Consider the following 16,318-nt stretch of genomic DNA (forward strand, 5'->3'; position numbering starts at 1 on the left):
AGTTCGCTGTAACGCTTCGCGACGTCCTGCTTGCCGAGCGCATCGGCAAACAGCGCGAGCCGCGCATAGCGGCCACCGCTGAGGGTCTCGCCCTTGGACAGCGAAGCACTGTGATACGCCTGCTCGAAGTGGCCCGCACTCGCACATAGGTCCGCGTGAAGCTGCGGTGTCGAACCGTCTTGCAGCAGCGAGACAGCGCGATGCTGGGCGGCATCGAAACCCTGCTCGCAAAGGGTGAACCACACGAGATGCACGGGATCGGCCGGCGTGACTGTGTTTGTTTCGGACATGGAAGAAACGGAAGAAGGTGACGATGAGACCTCGGGCCGTCACACGCAGAGATCACTTCAAGATCGATCCTGCGTCTGGGACCGGAGCGCCACAGCATATGACAAAGTTGCGCTACCGCATCTCATATTCGAATCTCAAAATAATCGCGTTGATAAATTTTAGTTAGTAAACCATACTTATTTTCGTTCGGCCGAACGCGACTCACCTCTTTAATCCATATTAAGAATAATCGCAAAGGAAACGAAATTGAATCAGAGCCTAAAAGAAACGTCTGATCGCATCGCGCATCTGGCTGCCGTCGTGCTCGCTCGGCCTAGTTCATCACACCTGGAAAAGGAACTCGCGGGTTCTGCGCTTGCGCAACATCACACGTCGAAGCAGACTAGCGCGGCCATCGGCAGCCTGGCGGCTAGAGTGCTGGCTGACCACAGCGCCTGCATGGAAGCGAAGGAACTAGCCGGATCGGTACTCGCGCAGGTTCGTCGGCACGAGCAGGCACCTGCAAGTTAAGTAGCGGCCTCGCCAAAAAAATGCGCTGCCATAAGGCAGCGCATTTCCCAAAGCCAATTTCGAATCAACCACTAACGCCTAAAAAATCGGCGTCTCAATCGCGTTCAACCCGCGCGTGCCAACAGCAACGCGTTAGTCCGCTTGACAAAGCTCGCAGGATCTTCCAGCGCGCCGCCTTCTGCGAGCATGGCCTGGTCGAACAGCAGATGACACCAGTCATCGAAATTCGCGCTATCCGTATGCAGGCTCTTCACCAGCGCATGCTCCGGATTCACTTCCAGAATCGGATGGAACGAAGGCGCTTGCTGACCGGCAGCCTTCAGCATGCGTTGCAGGTAACCACTCATCTCGCCATCGTCGGCCACGAGGCAGGACGGCGAGTCGGTCAGACGGAACGTCAGACGCACGTCTTTAGCCTTGTCCTTCAGCGCTTCCTTCATCTTCTCGACGAGCGGCTTCAGCTCTTCGCTGACCTTTTCCTGCGCCTGCTTTTCCTCGTCGTTCAGCGCGCCCAGATCGAGATCGCCACGCGCGACGCTTTGCAGCGGCTTGCCGTCGAACTCGTTCAGGAACGACAGCATCCATTCGTCGACGCGATCGGTCAGCAACAGCACTTCCACGCCCTTCTTGCGGAACACTTCGAGGTGCGGGCTATGTGTCGCAGCCTGGAACGTGTCGGCGGTGACGTAGTAGATCTTGGTCTGCTCGGGCTTCATGCGCGCGACGTAATCCGCCAGCGCAACAGTCTGCTCCGTCGAATCGTTATGCGTCGAGGCGAAGCGGATCAGCTTGGCAATCCGGTCCTTGTTGGCGAAATCTTCGCCCACGCCTTCCTTGAGCGCCTGGCCGAATTCCTTCCAGAAGGCCGCGTACTTTTGCTTGTCCGCGTCGTTATCGGCGTTCGCCAGATCTTCGAGCATCGACAGCGAACGCTTGGTCACACCTTCGCGGATCGCCTTCACATCGCGGCTTTCCTGGAGGATTTCACGCGACACGTTCAGCGGCAAATCGCTCGAGTCGACCACGCCCTTGATGAAGCGCAAATACGTGGGCAGCAGTTGCTCCGCGTCGTCCATGATGAAAACGCGCTTCACATACAGCTTCAGCCCGCCGCGATGATCGCGGTTCCACATGTCGAACGGCGCCGCGCTCGGCACGTACAGCAGCTGCGTATATTCGCTGCGGCCTTCGACGCGGTTATGCGTCCACGTCAGCGGCTCCTGATGGTCGTGCGAGAGATGCTCGTAGAACTGCTTGTACTGCTCGTCGGTGATGTCGTTCTTCGAACGGGTCCACAGCGCGCTCGCCTGGTTGACGGTCTCGTCCTCGTCCTTCGTGACCATCTCGCTCTTTTCCGCATCCCATTCTTCCTTCTGCATCAGGATGGGCAGCGCGACGTGGTCCGAGTACTTCTGGATGATCGCCTTCAGGCGGTGCGACGACAGCAGTTCGTCCTCTTCCGGGCGCAGATGCAGCGTGATCGTCGTGCCGCGTTGCGCGCGCTCGATCGTCTCCACCGCGAAATCGCCCTCACCTGCGCTTTCCCAGCGCACACCCTCAGCCGCCGACAGACCGGCACGGCGCGTTTCGACAGTGATCTTGTCGGCAACGATAAAGCCCGAGTAGAAGCCCACGCCGAACTGGCCGATCAGCGCTGCATCTTTTTGCTGATCGCCAGAAAGCTTGCCGAAGAATTCCTTGGTGCCCGAGCGCGCGATGGTGCCCAGATGCGAGACCGCTTCATCGCGGCTCATGCCGATGCCGTTGTCGTCGATCGTGATGGTGCGGGCGGCCTTGTCGTACGAAATGCGAATCCGCAGATTCGGGTCGTTTTCGTATAGCGCATTGTTTTCGATCGCTTCGAAACGCAGCTTGTCGGCAGCATCCGAGGCGTTCGAAATCAGCTCACGCAGAAAAATTTCCTTGTTGCTGTACAGCGAATGAATCATCAGTTGCAGAAGCTGTTTCACTTCTGCCTGAAAGCTCATGGTTTCTTGTGCCATGGTCGGACTTCCTTTCTCTGTTGCGGTTGATTCGGATCGGGGCTAATTGGGTACTATCGCCACGATTTCAAGAGGCGCGCCGCGCGACGCCATCCAGATAGCGGCACAGGAAGGCCGGTAGCGCTGGATCGCCGCAATTGGCGACGTTAAAGCGGGTCCAGCTCGACGGCGACTGTTGCGGCGAAAACAGGCTGCCCGGCGTTAGCAGAAAACCGGCCTCATGCGCGGCGGCGGCGAGCACGCCCGAGTCGACGCCCGTATCGGCCCACAGGAACATGCCTGCGCCGGGCGTCTGGAACAGTTTTAGCCCGGTTTTCTCCAGCATCCGCGCGGTCTTGTCGCGCACGCCGTCGAGGCGCGCCCGCAGCCGTTCCACGTGACGCCGGTAATGGCCCTCGGTGAGGATCTTGTAGATCACGCGCTCGTTGAGTTCAGGGCTCGTCATGCCGACCAGCATCTTCTGGTCCGTGACGGCCTTGGCCACGTCCGGCGAGCAGGCCATGAAGCCGACCCGCAGATTGGCCGCCAGCGTCTTCGAAAAGCTGCCGAGGTAGATCACGCGCTTTAGCTGGTCGAGGCTCGCGAGGCGTGTAGCCGGATAGCCGGGCGGACAAAGATCGCCGTAGATATCGTCCTCGACGACGATGAAATCGTATTCTTCCGCGAGCCGCAGGATACGGAATGCCTGTGCGGCGGTGAGCGAGGTGCCGGTCGGATTCTGCAACACCGAGTTGATCACCAGCATTTTCGGGCGCCACGTCTGCACCAGCGTTTCGAGCACGTCCAGGTCCGGGCCGTCCGGCGTGTACGGCATGCCAACGAGGCGAGCGCCCTGTGAGACAAAGCGGCCGAACATCTGGAACCAGGCCGGGTCGCCGACAATCACCGCGTCTCCCGGCTGCACAAAGATACGGGAGATCAGGTCGATCGCCTGGGTGATGCCCGAGGCGAGCACGATTTGATCCGGCGACGCGCCGATTTCCAGCTCCTCGAGCCGGGTCTGCAACTGCTGACGCAACGGCAAAAAGCCTTCCGGCGTACCGAAACCCAGCATCTGCGCACCGCTTTGCCGGCCCAGCGTGCGTAGCGCGCCGGTAATCAGCTCGCCGTCGAGCCAGCGGCTCGGCAAGAAGCCGAGACCGGGGCCGCGTTCGGGCCGGGTCGAAGTCTGCAGCATGTTGCGCAACAGCCAGACGACGTCGATCGTATTCGAGGCGGGTGCGGGCGCGGCATCGGCGTTCAGGCGGCGCTCGCCGGGCATCGGGGCGGCCAGACGTTCGCGCACGTAGAACCCGGAGCCACGCCGCGAATCCAGATAGCCCTGGGCGACGAGCCGCTCATAGGCCTCCACCACCGTGAAGCGCGACACGCCCTTGTCCAGCGCGAGCTTGCGGATGGACGGCATGCGCATGCCGGCGCGGAACACGCGTTCCTCGATGCGGCGGCGTGCCCATTGGACGAGCTGATCGACGAGCGTCAACGACGACGCGTCATGCGGGGCGGGAATCTGGTCGAGCGCGGCAGACATAGGAGACTCCAACTGTACCGAACACTATCGGGACGATTGTACCGTTACTGTGCAGGTGAGCAACGCTACATTTGGGCTGAAGGGCCAACCCGCGCCAGCAAAACGGTTATGCTTACGGCCCCGGCAGACCTGCCGTACCGCAGGTCTGCCGGCCTCGCAGAAACCGTTTTGTACATCGCCATGACCGCACACACGCTTCGACTCGACCACCTCGTGATTTCCGCCCGCACGCTCGACGAGGGCACCCAGTATGTCGCCGACACGCTTGGCGTGGCGCCGGCCGGCGGCGGCTCGCATCCGCTGATGCGCACCCACAACCGGCTGCTGAATCTGTGGGACGGCGTGTATCTCGAGGTGATCGCGGTCGACCCGGACGCCGACGCACCCGCCAGCGGCACCGACGCCCGCCCGCGCCTGTTCGCGCTCGATGCCGCGGCAACCCATGCGCGCCTCGCCAGTGGCCCGCATCTGTCGCACTGGGTCGTGCGCGTCGAGCGGCCGAAGGACCTGCCGCGCTGGCAGACGCAGTATCCGCAGCGGATTGCGCCGGTCGTGCCGATGAGCCGCGGCGCGTTCACCTGGGGCCTGTCGGTGCCGGACGACGGTGCGTTCCCGAGCTGGCAAGGCGCCGGCGACGGCATCGTGCCGACGCTGATCCAGTGGGACACACCGCAGCATCCGTCGGACGTGTTGCCGGAAACCGGGCTGGCGCTGAAGTCGCTCAAGGGGATTCACCCGCAGGCGGAAGCCGTGGCGGCCCACCTGCGCTGGCTCGGCGCGGCACACCTGATCGCCCTTTCCGCGCCAGACGTTGCCGAGGGTGAAGGGGAAGGGGAAGGTGCGGCAAGTACCGCAACGCTAATGGCCGAAATCGAAACCCCGAGCGGCCTGCGCACCCTGAAATAGTTGCACGAGCATTTACGCGAGCGCGCCGCTCGCCGCAGTAAACCAAGGCGCAGTTCGCCTTGCGACGCGCCCGTGGCAAGGCCACTCGCGCGATAATCGAAGTTTTGACGAATCCGATCCAGCAACACCTGTCGAGGACAACATGGACCATAGCGACCTTCAAGCCCCCACGTGGCAATTTTCCGAACGCGCACGCAAGCTGACCAGCTCGGCGATTCGCGAAATCCTGAAGGTCACCGAACGGCCCGAAGTCATCTCGTTCGCGGGCGGCCTGCCGTCCCCGGCCACCTTCCCCGCCGAACGGATGCGCGAGGCATCGGACCGGATCCTGCGCGATTCGCCCGCCGCAGCACTGCAATACAGCGCAACCGAAGGCTACCTGCCGCTGCGCGAATGGATCGCGGCGCGCCACTCGGTCAACGGCGCGCAAATTCGCGCCTCGCAGGTGCTCGTCACCACCGGTTCGCAACAGGCGCTCGATCTGCTCGGCAAGGTGCTGGTTTGCCCGGACAGTCCGGTGCTGGTCGAAACGCCGACGTACCTGGGCGCGTTGCAGTCGTTCTCAATGTATGAGCCGCGCTACGTTCAGGTGGCGACCGACGACAACGGTTTGATCCCCTCGGCGCTCACGCCCGAGCTGACGGCCGGCGCGCGCCTCTTGTACACACAGCCGAATTTCCAGAATCCGACCGGCCGCCGTCTGCCGCTTGAGCGCCGCCGCGCCCTCGCCGAACTGGCGCCGAGCGCGCCGTTCCCGATCATCGAAGACGATCCGTACGGCGCGCTCGATTACGCCGGCGAACCGCTGCCGACCATGCTGTCGATGGCGCCGAACCATATCGTTCATCTCGGCTCGTTCTCCAAGGTGCTTGCTCCGGGCCTGCGGGTCGGCTACATGATTGTCCCCGAAGAACTGCACTTCAAGCTCGTCCAGGCCAAGCAGGCCACCGACCTGCACACGCCGAGCTTCACGCAACGCATCGTGCACGAGGTGGTGAAGGATGGCTTCCTCGACACGCACGTGCCGACCATCCGCGCGCTGTATCGTGAGCAGTGCGCTGCGATGCTGGCTGCACTCGAACGCTACATGCCAGAAGGCGTAAGCTGGAACCGCCCCGAAGGCGGCATGTTCGTGTGGGTGAAATTGCCCGCGCAGATCGACAGCATGAAGCTACTCGAAGAAGCCGTCGCACAGAATGTCGCGTTCGTGCCGGGCGGCCCGTTCTATGCCGACGAGGCGCAGCACAACACGCTGCGCTTGTCGTTCGTCACAGTGCCGCCCGCCAAAATCGACGAAGGCGTGGGCCGCCTCGCGGCGCTGATCCGCGCGCGCGTATGAGCGAGTTCAAGCGGGTGTGGGTCGCCCCCCCGCGGCTCACAACTGTTCACCATTCACCCATTTACTCATTAGCAAGGACCTGCAATGACTCAAGCAAATGTGTACGACAAGCTGAAGGAACTGGGTATCGAACTGCCCACCGCCGGCGCACCCGCAGCTGCTTACGTGATGAGCGCGCAGAGCGGCAACACGGTGTACCTGTCGGGCCACATTGCCAAGAAGGATGGCAAGGTGTGGGCCGGCAAGCTCGGTGACAGCCTGAGCACGGAAGAAGGCAAGGTAGCAGCCCGCTCGATCGCCATCGATCTGCTGGCCACACTGCATGCGCACGTGGGCGACTTGAATCGCGTCAAGCGGATCGTCAAGCTGATGAGCCTCGTGAACTCGACGCTCGATTTCACCGAGCAACATCTGGTCACCAACGGCGCCTCCGAACTGATCGCGGATGTCTTCGGCGAGCGCGGCAAGCATGCACGCTCAGCCTTCGGCGTGGCACAGATTCCGTTGGGCGCCTGCGTCGAGATCGAGATGATCGCGGAAGTGGAATAAAGCGGTCAGTCTGCCGGAACGTCCCGCCACGTTCTGTCACGCGTCGTGAAGTGCTCGCGCACTCACGGCGCGTTTTCTTTTGCGGCTTGCGCCGCGCGCATCGTCACCATCCATTTCCGCAAATTGACGCCGTTCAATATCCTTGTTCGGCCTTCAGTCAATTGAGCCAATAAAAACACGCAAAAACTGCACAAAAATTCATGCAAAGCCGGTGGCTCGAAGCCTGATCCCACAGTAGAATCGACCACTGCGTCAGTCAATTGCTGAATAAATCAAACGCTAGGCCAAATGTCCGCTCGCACTGTCCGCTTCAAACAGGTTGATGTTTTCACCCCTGTGCCGTTCAAAGGCAATCCGCTTGCAGTCGTGTTCGAGGCCGACGACCTCGACGACGCCCAGATGCAGGCCATCGCCCGTTGGACCAACCTGTCCGAGACCACTTTCCTCGTCAAGCCGACCATCCCAGATGCGGACTATCACGTACGCATCTTCACCGTCGAAGGCGAGTTGCCGTTCGCGGGCCATCCCACTATAGGCACTGCCCATGCCTTGCTCGAAAGCGGCTATCAGCCCAGGACACCAGGCAAACTGTTTCAGCAATGCGGTGCCGGCCTCGTGGAACTGAACGCGCAAGCAGGCGGTGCATGGGCCTTCGCCGCGCCGCCCGCACGTGTCACGCCGTTGCCGACCGACTTGTACACAACCTTGACGGATGCACTTCGTAGCGACGCGATCGATTTCAGCGCGTCACCTTGTGGTATCGACAACGGCGCACCATGGCTCGTCGTGCGGGTGAGTTCGGCCGCCGCCTGTCTCGCCATCAAGCCGGATGCCGCAGCACTCAAGCGCGTCGTCGAAGCGGTCGGCACCCATGGCGTGGCGGTCTACGGTCCGCATGATGCTGACGGCCCCGCCACTTTCGAAGTGCGTTGCCTGATGGTGGGCGGCAATCTCGGCACAGGTGAAGACCCGGTAACGGGGAGTGCGAATGCAGCAATCGCCGGACTATTGAGCACGCAGCACCGACGGCCCGGACCTTCCTACACCGTCCGCCAAGGCACCGTGCTGGGCCGCGCGGGCCAGGTATCCGTGCACTATGACGACGCTGCCGGCAAGACGTGGGTCGGCGGATCGGCGGTCACGGTAGTCGACGGCACGTTCAGGTTGCCCTGACTCCTGGCGGCGCGCCGGAGCACCGCGAAAAGCCTCACGTAGATTGCATGCAAAAAACACTTAAGCAGCCATCGCCCATTTGAGCCACGCTTGTCCACAAAACGCCTCGTCAGGACAACTCCATGTCGCACGGCTGTAAGGATGACGAGCACTTTGGGGTAGAGGTCAGTCTCGCCTCGACGAACCCTTCGAAAACGCTTACCCGGCGTGGGGCCTGCTACGGCCGCTGCAGGCGCGTAAGACATTGTGTTCGCATGCCTGTTGAGGGCCGCGTATACCCGCAGCATGGCCCCTTCCTTAATCCATTGGCATTCAGTAATATCGAAACGTATTCAACGTCCTACGGATGGTCTGGCAACACGCCACGCTCTTTCCTCCTGCGCAGTAGTCCAGGCACCTCGCTCACCATGCAGCCAATCTCGAAACCAGCGCAGTCGATGTATGCGAAGCCGCTGCGGAACGGCACACGGGCGCGGTCCTCCCGATGAGTCAGCCCCGCTTCTCTGCTGTGCACGACGCAAGACACCGCCCGGATGCGGTCGTGCCGCGCCGGCGCGCTCTGCTCGCCATTCCGGCGCTCGGCGTGCTGGTGCTGGTGTTGCTATGGACCGTGATCTTCGCGCGCCTGTCGGTCGAAAAAGACGCCACCTCACGCGAGGCGATGGCCTCGGCCGCGATCCTCTCAGCCGCGCTCGAACAGCATACGGTCAAGGCCATCCATCAGGTCGACCAGATCACACGCTTCGTCAAATACGAATTCGAGAAAACCCCGGATCGTTTCGATCTCGCCAGCACGGTTGAAAAAGGCGTCGTGCAGAGCGACACCCTGGTGCAGGTTTCGATCATCGACGAACACGGCATTCTTGTTTCAAACACGGCCGAGCAGAATCCGAAGCAGATCGACTTGTCGGACCGCGATCACTTCAAGGTGCACGAGCACGAGAACGACGACAACCTCTACATCAGCAAGCCGGTGCTCGGCCGCGTGTCGGGACAGTGGACGCTGCAGATGACACGCCGGCTCAATCACCCGGACGGTTCTTTTGCGGGTGTAGTAGTAGTCTCCGAAGACCCGAGCTACTTTACGAGCGATTTCTATAACAATGCGGCGATCGGCCACGACGGCGTGATCGCCGTGGTCTCCGACAACGGCACGGTGCTCGCGCGCCGTACCGGCAACGCCGAAGCCGCCAATGGCAAATTCTCCGCCAGCGGTTCGTATCCGACTTCCGAACACGTGTCGGGCACCTATGTCGATTCGATCGACAACGTCACGCGCATCTTCTCGTACCGGCACATCGACGGTTATCCGCTCGGCGTGCTGGTTGGCCTCTCGCAAGCCGAAGAGTTCGCCGACTACAACCACACGCGCGACGTCTACCTGCTGATGGCGGGTTTCATTTCGCTCGCCATGCTCAGCTTCTTTGCGGTGGCTACCGGTTTGATCGGCAAGCTGCTTGGCCGTGAGCGCGAGATGACGCATCTGGTCGAATACGATCTGCTGACCGGCCTGCGCAACCGTTATGCGACGCTGCAGAGTCTGCGTCACGACGTCGCCGACCCAACGAACCTGGGCCGGCTCGCGATTCTCTTTATCGATCTCGATAACTTCAAGACCGTCAACGACACGCTCGGCCACAACGCCGGCGACATCGTGCTGCAGATGACCGCGTCGCGTCTGTCCGATGCAGTCGGCGACAACGGCGCGTTAAGCCGCATCGGCGGCGACGAGTTCGTGGTCGTGATCAAGGGTGATGAAGTCGAGAAGCGCGCCGTCGATCTCGCCGAGGCTGCAGCCGAGGTCTTCGCCAAGCCATTCGAAGTGCGCGGCAGCGCGTTCGTGCTGCATGCGAGCATCGGTATTGCGCTCTATTCGGTGCCGAACGAAAGCGAAATCGACCTGCTGAAAAAAGCCGATCTCGCGATGTACAGCGCGAAAGACGCCGGGAAAAACTGCTACCAGTTCTATTCGCCGCAGCTCTCGCACCGCGCCGATCACCTGATGAAGTGGGAACAGCAACTGCGCGTGGCGCTGGCCGAAGGTCAACTGTTCCTTGCGTACCAGCCGAAGATCGACCTCACCCGGCGTTGCATCACCGGCTTCGAAGCGCTGGTGCGCTGGAACCATCCGCAGCATGGTCTGATTCCGGCCAATGAATTCATCCCGGTTGCGGAGTCGACCGGGCTGATCGTGCCGATTGGCGACTTCGTGATCGAGACCGCCTGCCGTCAACTGGCGCTGTGGCAACAACAGGGCTACGACACGCTGTCGCTGGCGGTGAACATCTCGGCGGTGCAGTTCTGGCGCGGCGATCTCTATCAGACCATCTCACATGCGATCGAGGAAACGGGCATCTCCGCCCGCCGTCTCGAACTCGAGATTACCGAGACCGCGATGATGGAATATCCCGAACTGGTCTCGGAGAAAATCTTCGCGCTCAAGCGCCTCGGCGTGCGCATCGCACTGGACGATTTCGGCACCGGTTACTCGTCGCTGTCGTATCTGAACCGCTTCTCCGTCGATACGCTGAAGGTGGATCGCTCGTTCGTGCAGGCCATTCCTGGCGACCGCAGCGTTTGCGTGATGGTGACGGCCATCGTCAACCTCGCGCGTTCGCTCGGGCTCACGGTGGTGGTGGAAGGCACCGAGACGGAAGAACAGATCGCCTGGCTTGCGGCGCTCGGTCATATCGAGGCTCAGGGCTTCCTGTTTTCGCGTCCGGTTCCGGTCGACGCCATTCCGGCGCTGCTCGAACGCTTTGGCGTATGCGGCATGCCGGAACGGCGCATTGCCCGCGAGCCGACTGCCGACAACGCCAGCACAACGTCGAGCACCAGCGGACTATCGGCTTAAGCTGCGGCGCGGCCTGACGCGCGCGACAGCCTTGCGATGCACACATTCGCATTTACAGATATATTCAAGAGTACTGAAGCATTTCCGCGCACCTTCCCGCCGGGGGCTTGGCGCGCAACCTGTTCAGCCTTACTCAACCAGCATGTCCGGAGTGTCCGGCATGCGGACCGCCATGTACATGATCACGAGCCAGGACACTATCGGACGCGGAGAGCGGGAACCGTTGTGGACGCTGTTCCGGGTCGTGTGCGGCCTGTCGGCGCTCTCATGGGGTGGGCTCGCGCTGATGGCGCAACTCGAGAATCACTATGTCGAGCGCGAAGGCCGTTTGTCGCGGGTGGCCTTTTCCGATCTGATCGCGTTGGCATGGATGGTGCCCGGGCCAGTGGGCTGCAACGTCGCCGTGCAAGTAGGACACGCGTTACGCGGACGAGCGGGCGCGTGGGTCGCGGGCATCGCCAGCGTGCTGCCGTTCTTCGTACTGATGACGCTCTTCGCGATTTTCTACCGCACACCCTTCGTGCGGGCCGTCGCGTCGCAAACCCTTCTCAATCACTTTAGCGTCGTACTGGGCACGCTGATCGCGGTGACCTGGTACAAGCAGACGCGTGCGCTCGTGCGCGGCAAGGTGGCGTGGATTGCGGCACTGCTCGGCTGGGTCATACTTTTCTATGCGCGCAGCCCGGCCGCTTACGTTGCGATGCTGGGCGTGGCATTCGCGGTGGGCTGGTTCAACAGCCCCGAGCGCGAGGCCCGGCTCAAGGTCTCGATTGCGCGCAGCGACCTGCAACTGATGGCAGCCCTGTGCGTACTGCTGGCTCTGTTTGCCATTCCGCTACCGCATCGCTACGAACTCGCACTGCTGTGGCCGCGGCTCGCAGGCGCGGGCATGACGCTATTCGGCGGTGGCTTCTCTGCATTGCCAGTGTTGAAGGCGCTCTTTGTCACGCCAGGCATAGGCGTGTCGGACAACGATTTCACGCTGGCCTTCTCGCTCTCGCCGATGTCGCCCGGACCGTTGCTGAACGTGGTGCCGTTCTTCGGCTACCTGGTCGATGGCTGGCCCGGCGCGTTGATCGCCACGCTCGCACTGTTCGTGCCGTCAGGCTGCCTCGTCGTGCTGGCGCAACGCAACCTGCATCAATTGAAGGCCAATCCGCGCTTCGAGCACGGCATGCGAATTTTGCGCGCGGTGACCACGGCCTTTCTCGCGGTCGCCGTGTTGAGGATTGCACAGCGGGTGCCGTTGCAGCCACAGTACGTGGCGACCGCGCTATTCTCGTGTATGTGCTTCGCCAAGCTCAAGGTGCCGGTCTACATCGTCTATGGCACGGTGGCCGGCGTGTGCGGGCTGTGGCTCGCTTATGCGGCTATGGCGTAGTCGTAAGCGGCGCCGCTTCACCCGCCACGCTCGCGTTTAGTTCAACGCGAGCGCGCCGCGGCAAAGCCTCCAAAGAACGCCCGCGCGTTCGCCTCGAGACTCTCGAGGTGATACCCACCTTCCTGAACGATCACCGAAGGCAACGCAAGCGCGCCGACGGCCGCTCCCAGACGACCGAAACCTTCGGTCGTCACGTCCACGTGCGATTGCGGATCGTCCTTGTAGATATCGAAGCCGAGCGCCAACACCAACGCATCCGGCTCGAAACGCTTCAGCACACGTAGCGCGTCATCGACGCGTTCAAAAAACACGTCCTCGGATGAACCGTGCGGCATCGGGAAATTGACGTTAAAACCGTCTCCTGCCCCCGTGCCGCGCTCGTCCTCATAGCCGGTCACAACCGGATAGAAGTTGGTGGGATCGCCATGAATCGATACGTAGAGCACGTCGTCGCGGCCGTAGAAGATTTCCTGCACGCCCTGGCCGTGGTGCATGTCGGTGTCGAGAATAGCGACGCGCCCGTACTGCTTGCGCAGTGCTTGCGCCGCGACCGCTGCGTTGTTCAGATAGCAGAAGCCGCCAGCCGCATCTCGCCGCGCGTGATGACCTGGCGGCCGGCACAGCGCGTACGTCTCACGCGCGCCGCCATTGACTGCGGTAGCTGCGGCGAGCGCGCTTTGCGCCGACCAGTAAGCGGCGCGCCACGTGTGTTCACCGATCGGACAGCTGCCGTCGGCCTGATAGCGCGCTGCCCGGGCGAGAATGCCGCGCAACGGATTCGGCTCGCGCACATAGATGTTCGACATGACCTCGTCGCCCCAGTCGTCGGACATTTGCTTCCATTCGGCGTGTGCCTCTTCGAGGAAACGCAGGTAGTGAATGTCGTGCACCGCGGCGATGGCATCCAGACCGCCGTCGACCGGCTCATGGATCTCGAAGCCCAGCGACTTCACCGCCGCAACGAGGTGCGCGGCACGCTCGGGCACTTCCTGCGCCGGCCGCATCTGCCCGCGCGAAAAGTAGCTGCGCGGATGATGTTGCAGTTGTTCTGGATGAAAGAAAGTTTGCATGATGTTTGCCGAAAGAGGATCAGCTGGCGCGCAGCGCTTCGGTTGCATCGGCGCGCTGCGAACGACGCGCATCCAGTGCAACGATGCACAACAGCGAGATGGCTGCGAGACAAGTGTAGAACACAGCAAGCGGCCACCATTGGCCGATGAAACGATGAGCCAGATAAGTGCCGACCAGCGGCGCCAGACCGCCCGCCACGGCGCCGCACACCTGATACGAGAGGGAGATGGCGGAATAACGCACGCGCGTTGGAAAGACACCGCTGACAAAGCCTGCGATCACCGAATAGAAGCTCGACATGCAGACTACCGCAATCGCAATACCGATCACCATCGGCACGACGCTGCCGCTCTGCACGAGCACGAACATCGGATAAGGCGAGAGCATCGCAGCGAGCGCAGCGAATTTGAGGAAACGTGCGCTGCCGATGCGCTCGGCAAGCCACGCCGCGACCGGTTGCGCGCACAACTGGATAATCGCGACAGCAAACAGGCAATCGAGAATCAGTGAACGCGTCACGCCGACATACTGCGTCGTATAAGCGATCATGAACGTGTTGGTGAAATACACCCCTGCAATGCCGATCGTGTTCGCGCCGATACACAGCAGCACGAGTCGCCACGCCGAGCTGAACACTTCGGCGACGGGCAGCTTGACAGTCTTGTTCGCTTCCTTCACCTGAGCGAACTCCGGCGACTCGTTGACGCCAAGGCGGATCAGGATGCCGACCACGAGCAGCACCGAACTCGCCAGAAACGGCAAACGCCAGCCCCACGACATGAACTCCGCCTTATCGAGCGATGTCACGGCACGAAACGCGACCAGCGACAGGATCAACCCTGCCGGGCTGCCAAGCTGCGCAAACGACGCGAAGAACGTGCGACGCCCCTGCGGTGCGTGTTCGGCCGCCATCAGCACCGCCCCGCCCCACTCGCCGCCCACGGCGAGGCCCTGCACCACACGCAGCAACACCAGCAGTACGGGAGCCAGCGCGCCCACCTTCGAGAAGTCAGGCAGCAGGCCGACGCAGACGGTGGCGATGCCCATCATCATCAGCGTGGTCATCAGCGCTTTCTTGCGGCCGAAACGATCGCCCAGGTGGCCGAAGATCAGGCCGCCGATCGGACGTGCAAAGAAGCCCACCGCGAAAGTAGCGAACGACGCCATCGTGCTGACAAACGGATCCTGCGATGGAAAATACAGCGCGCCGAACACCAGCGCGGCGGCAGTGGCGTAGATGTAGAAGTCGTACCACTCGATCATGGTGCCGATAAACGCGGCGGTCGCCGCGCGTGCCGGCTGGCGGGCGGGGATTGCAGGCTGGTTCATGAGCGCTCCTTGGCTGGCTCGCCACCCCTCTGCGGGGGCGTGCGACCGACGTGCCTGTCGATTGTGGCGATTGTGGCGCCGCCGGGTCGCGCGCGCCGCGCACACTTTTAGAGGTGTGCAGATCGTTTATCAGCAGCCATAAAACATTAGTCAAATTTCGAGTTATTATTCTCGATATAAGTGTGGCTAATACTTCAACTGCAAAGGCAAGGCTCTCATGCGCGCCGAAATCACCTCTTTTCTCAATGACCGGCTCGACTGGAACCTGCTGCGCACCTACCTCGTAATCATGCAGGAACGCAGTGTGAGCCGCGCGGCGGCACGGCTGCACGTCACGCAACCGGCCGTGAGCCAGGCCCTGAAACGCCTCGAAGTCACGCTGGAGCGCAAGCTGATTGAACGGCGCGGCCCGCACTTCGTGCCTACCCAGGCGGGCGAAGAGGTCTACCGGATTGCGAGCGATATCTACGGCAACATTTCCCGGCTAGAAACCGAACTCGACGATCGCACCGCAGACATTACCGGCGCGATCCGCCTGTTGAGCGTGAGCCGGATCGATTCGCCGGTCTACGACGAATTTCTCGCCGAGTTTCATCGCACCTATCCGCGCATCGATCTGCAGATCGAAGTGATGCGTTCGTCGGACATCATCTCGTCGCTATTGCAAAAGACGGCGACCGCAGGCCTCAGCCTGTGCCGCACACCGGTCGACAAACTGGAAATGCGCTGTTTTCTGCGGCAACGCTATGCGATTTTCTGCGGACGGCACCACCGCCTGTTCGGCAAGTCGCAACTGACGATGGACGACTTGCTGGCGGAGAACTTTGTCTCGTTCACGAGCGATCAGATCGGCGACAGTCTCTCGCCGCTCACGGTGTTTCGAGATCAGAAGGGCTTCACAGGACGCATCGTGGCATCGTCACCGAGTCTCGACGAAGTGCGGCGGCTGATTTTCGCGGGCTATGGCGTCGGCTGCCTGCCGGAGCACATCGTGCGCGACGACCTGGCGCAACAGCGGCTCTGGCGCTTGCCGCCGGACGAAGGTCTTGCGGATGTCGACGTCCATCTGCTCTGGCATCGCGACCGCAAGATGAACACAGCGGATCATGCCTTTCTCGACAGCATGGAGCGGTGTATGCAGCGCTATTCGCTGGCGGAACGGCTTGTGGGTCCGGCGAGTCAGACGGTGGCACGGATATGAATTGAAAAACGCCGCTTAGCTAAACTGCACTCCGCAAAGCTGGACAGCTTTGGGGTGCAGTTCAGAGCAGCGGCGTTTCGTCAAAACGTGATGCGGCGCGCGATGCTTCGCCTAGACGGCGCCGGACAACACAGAAACACCGATTGTCACGACGCCCAGCACCAGATTGACGACCACCAGGCG

The 16,318-nt window shown here is 61.8% G+C and carries 12 protein-coding genes and 1 pseudogene; 8 read left to right on the top strand and 5 right to left on the bottom strand.

The genetic code is table 11. The features are described from left to right. Window positions 1-290: pseudogene (locus M0954_RS23490) on the bottom strand (hypothetical protein); the annotation flags it as partial. 247 nt (window positions 291-537) lie between these two features. Between M0954_RS23490 and M0954_RS23495 the strand changes: the two are divergent. Next, window positions 538-801 carry a hypothetical protein gene (locus tag M0954_RS23495; protein ID WP_122153982.1) on the top strand — a complete coding sequence of 88 codons (264 nt, stop codon included), beginning with the start codon at window positions 538-540 and terminating at the stop codon, window positions 799-801. Window positions 802-905: 104 nt separating this feature from the next. On the opposite strand, the gene htpG is transcribed toward M0954_RS23495, so the two are convergent. After that, window positions 906-2,804, bottom strand: a complete 1,899-nt coding sequence (htpG, locus tag M0954_RS23500; RefSeq protein ID WP_297355813.1) for a molecular chaperone HtpG — start codon at window positions 2,802-2,804, stop codon at window positions 906-908. A gap of 67 nt (window positions 2,805-2,871) precedes the next feature. Continuing rightward, window positions 2,872-4,332 (bottom strand): PLP-dependent aminotransferase family protein, encoded by a 1,461-nt coding sequence (locus M0954_RS23505; protein WP_122153980.1) that lies wholly within the window; start codon window positions 4,330-4,332, stop codon window positions 2,872-2,874. A 180-nt stretch (window positions 4,333-4,512) separates the two neighbouring features. On the opposite strand from M0954_RS23505, the gene M0954_RS23510 reads away from it, so the two are divergent. The 6 genes from M0954_RS23510 (at window position 4,513) to M0954_RS23535 (ending at window position 12,534) form a co-directional block, all read left to right on the top strand. Beyond that, a complete protein-coding gene (locus M0954_RS23510) occupies window positions 4,513-5,238 on the top strand; it encodes a VOC family protein (protein ID WP_297355821.1) in 726 nt (241 codons plus the stop codon). 142 nt (window positions 5,239-5,380) lie between these two features. Beyond that, a complete protein-coding gene (locus M0954_RS23515) occupies window positions 5,381-6,577 on the top strand; it encodes a PLP-dependent aminotransferase family protein (protein ID WP_297355815.1) in 1,197 nt (398 codons plus the stop codon). 84 nt (window positions 6,578-6,661) lie between these two features. Then, window positions 6,662-7,126 carry a RidA family protein gene (locus M0954_RS23520; protein ID WP_122153978.1) on the top strand — a complete coding sequence of 155 codons (465 nt, stop codon included), beginning with the start codon at window positions 6,662-6,664 and terminating at the stop codon, window positions 7,124-7,126. A gap of 288 nt (window positions 7,127-7,414) precedes the next feature. Next, window positions 7,415-8,299, top strand: a complete 885-nt coding sequence (locus M0954_RS23525; RefSeq protein WP_297355816.1) for a PhzF family phenazine biosynthesis protein — start codon at window positions 7,415-7,417, stop codon at window positions 8,297-8,299. A 484-nt stretch (window positions 8,300-8,783) separates the two neighbouring features. Beyond that, window positions 8,784-11,153, top strand: a complete 2,370-nt coding sequence (locus M0954_RS23530; RefSeq protein WP_122153976.1) for an EAL domain-containing protein — start codon at window positions 8,784-8,786, stop codon at window positions 11,151-11,153. 172 nt (window positions 11,154-11,325) lie between these two features. Next, the gene (locus tag M0954_RS23535) at window positions 11,326-12,534 is read left to right on the top strand and encodes a chromate transporter (RefSeq protein ID WP_297355823.1); all 1,209 of its coding nucleotides are present in this window, start codon (window positions 11,326-11,328) and stop codon (window positions 12,532-12,534) included. A gap of 41 nt (window positions 12,535-12,575) precedes the next feature. Here M0954_RS23535 and M0954_RS23540 read toward each other — a convergent pair whose 3' ends face one another. After that, complete coding sequence (locus M0954_RS23540; protein ID WP_122155590.1) at window positions 12,576-13,604, bottom strand: histone deacetylase family protein; 1,029 nt, start codon at window positions 13,602-13,604, stop codon at window positions 12,576-12,578. A 19-nt stretch (window positions 13,605-13,623) separates the two neighbouring features. Further along, window positions 13,624-14,934, bottom strand: coding sequence for an MFS transporter (locus M0954_RS23545; protein ID WP_297355818.1), 1,311 nt, complete (start codon window positions 14,932-14,934; stop codon window positions 13,624-13,626). 217 nt (window positions 14,935-15,151) lie between these two features. Here M0954_RS23545 and M0954_RS23550 point away from each other — a divergent pair, with 217 nt between their 5' ends. Then, window positions 15,152-16,135, top strand: coding sequence for a LysR family transcriptional regulator (locus M0954_RS23550; RefSeq protein ID WP_297355820.1), 984 nt, complete (start codon window positions 15,152-15,154; stop codon window positions 16,133-16,135). Window positions 16,136-16,318: the final 183 nt, after the last annotated feature.

This window comes from Paraburkholderia sp. (genome assembly GCF_026225065.1).
Lineage (GTDB): Bacteria > Pseudomonadota > Gammaproteobacteria > Burkholderiales > Burkholderiaceae > Paraburkholderia.

Bases quoted from the DNA above. Each gene is read 5' to 3' on its own strand.
- htpG (WP_297355813.1), bottom strand. From the start codon at position 2,804: ATGGCACAAGAAACCATGAGCTTTCAGGCAGAAGTGAAACAGCTTCTG.
- M0954_RS23505 (WP_122153980.1), bottom strand. From the start codon at position 4,332: ATGTCTGCCGCGCTCGACCAGATTCCCGCCCCGCATGACGCGTCGTCG.
- M0954_RS23510 (WP_297355821.1), top strand. From the start codon at position 4,513: ATGACCGCACACACGCTTCGACTCGACCACCTCGTGATTTCCGCCCGC.
- M0954_RS23515 (WP_297355815.1), top strand. From the start codon at position 5,381: ATGGACCATAGCGACCTTCAAGCCCCCACGTGGCAATTTTCCGAACGC.
- M0954_RS23520 (WP_122153978.1), top strand. From the start codon at position 6,662: ATGACTCAAGCAAATGTGTACGACAAGCTGAAGGAACTGGGTATCGAA.
- M0954_RS23525 (WP_297355816.1), top strand. From the start codon at position 7,415: ATGTCCGCTCGCACTGTCCGCTTCAAACAGGTTGATGTTTTCACCCCT.
- M0954_RS23530 (WP_122153976.1), top strand. From the start codon at position 8,784: ATGAGTCAGCCCCGCTTCTCTGCTGTGCACGACGCAAGACACCGCCCG.
- M0954_RS23535 (WP_297355823.1), top strand. From the start codon at position 11,326: ATGTACATGATCACGAGCCAGGACACTATCGGACGCGGAGAGCGGGAA.
- M0954_RS23540 (WP_122155590.1), bottom strand. From the start codon at position 13,604: ATGCAAACTTTCTTTCATCCAGAACAACTGCAACATCATCCGCGCAGC.
- M0954_RS23545 (WP_297355818.1), bottom strand. From the start codon at position 14,934: ATGAACCAGCCTGCAATCCCCGCCCGCCAGCCGGCACGCGCGGCGACC.
- M0954_RS23550 (WP_297355820.1), top strand. From the start codon at position 15,152: ATGCGCGCCGAAATCACCTCTTTTCTCAATGACCGGCTCGACTGGAAC.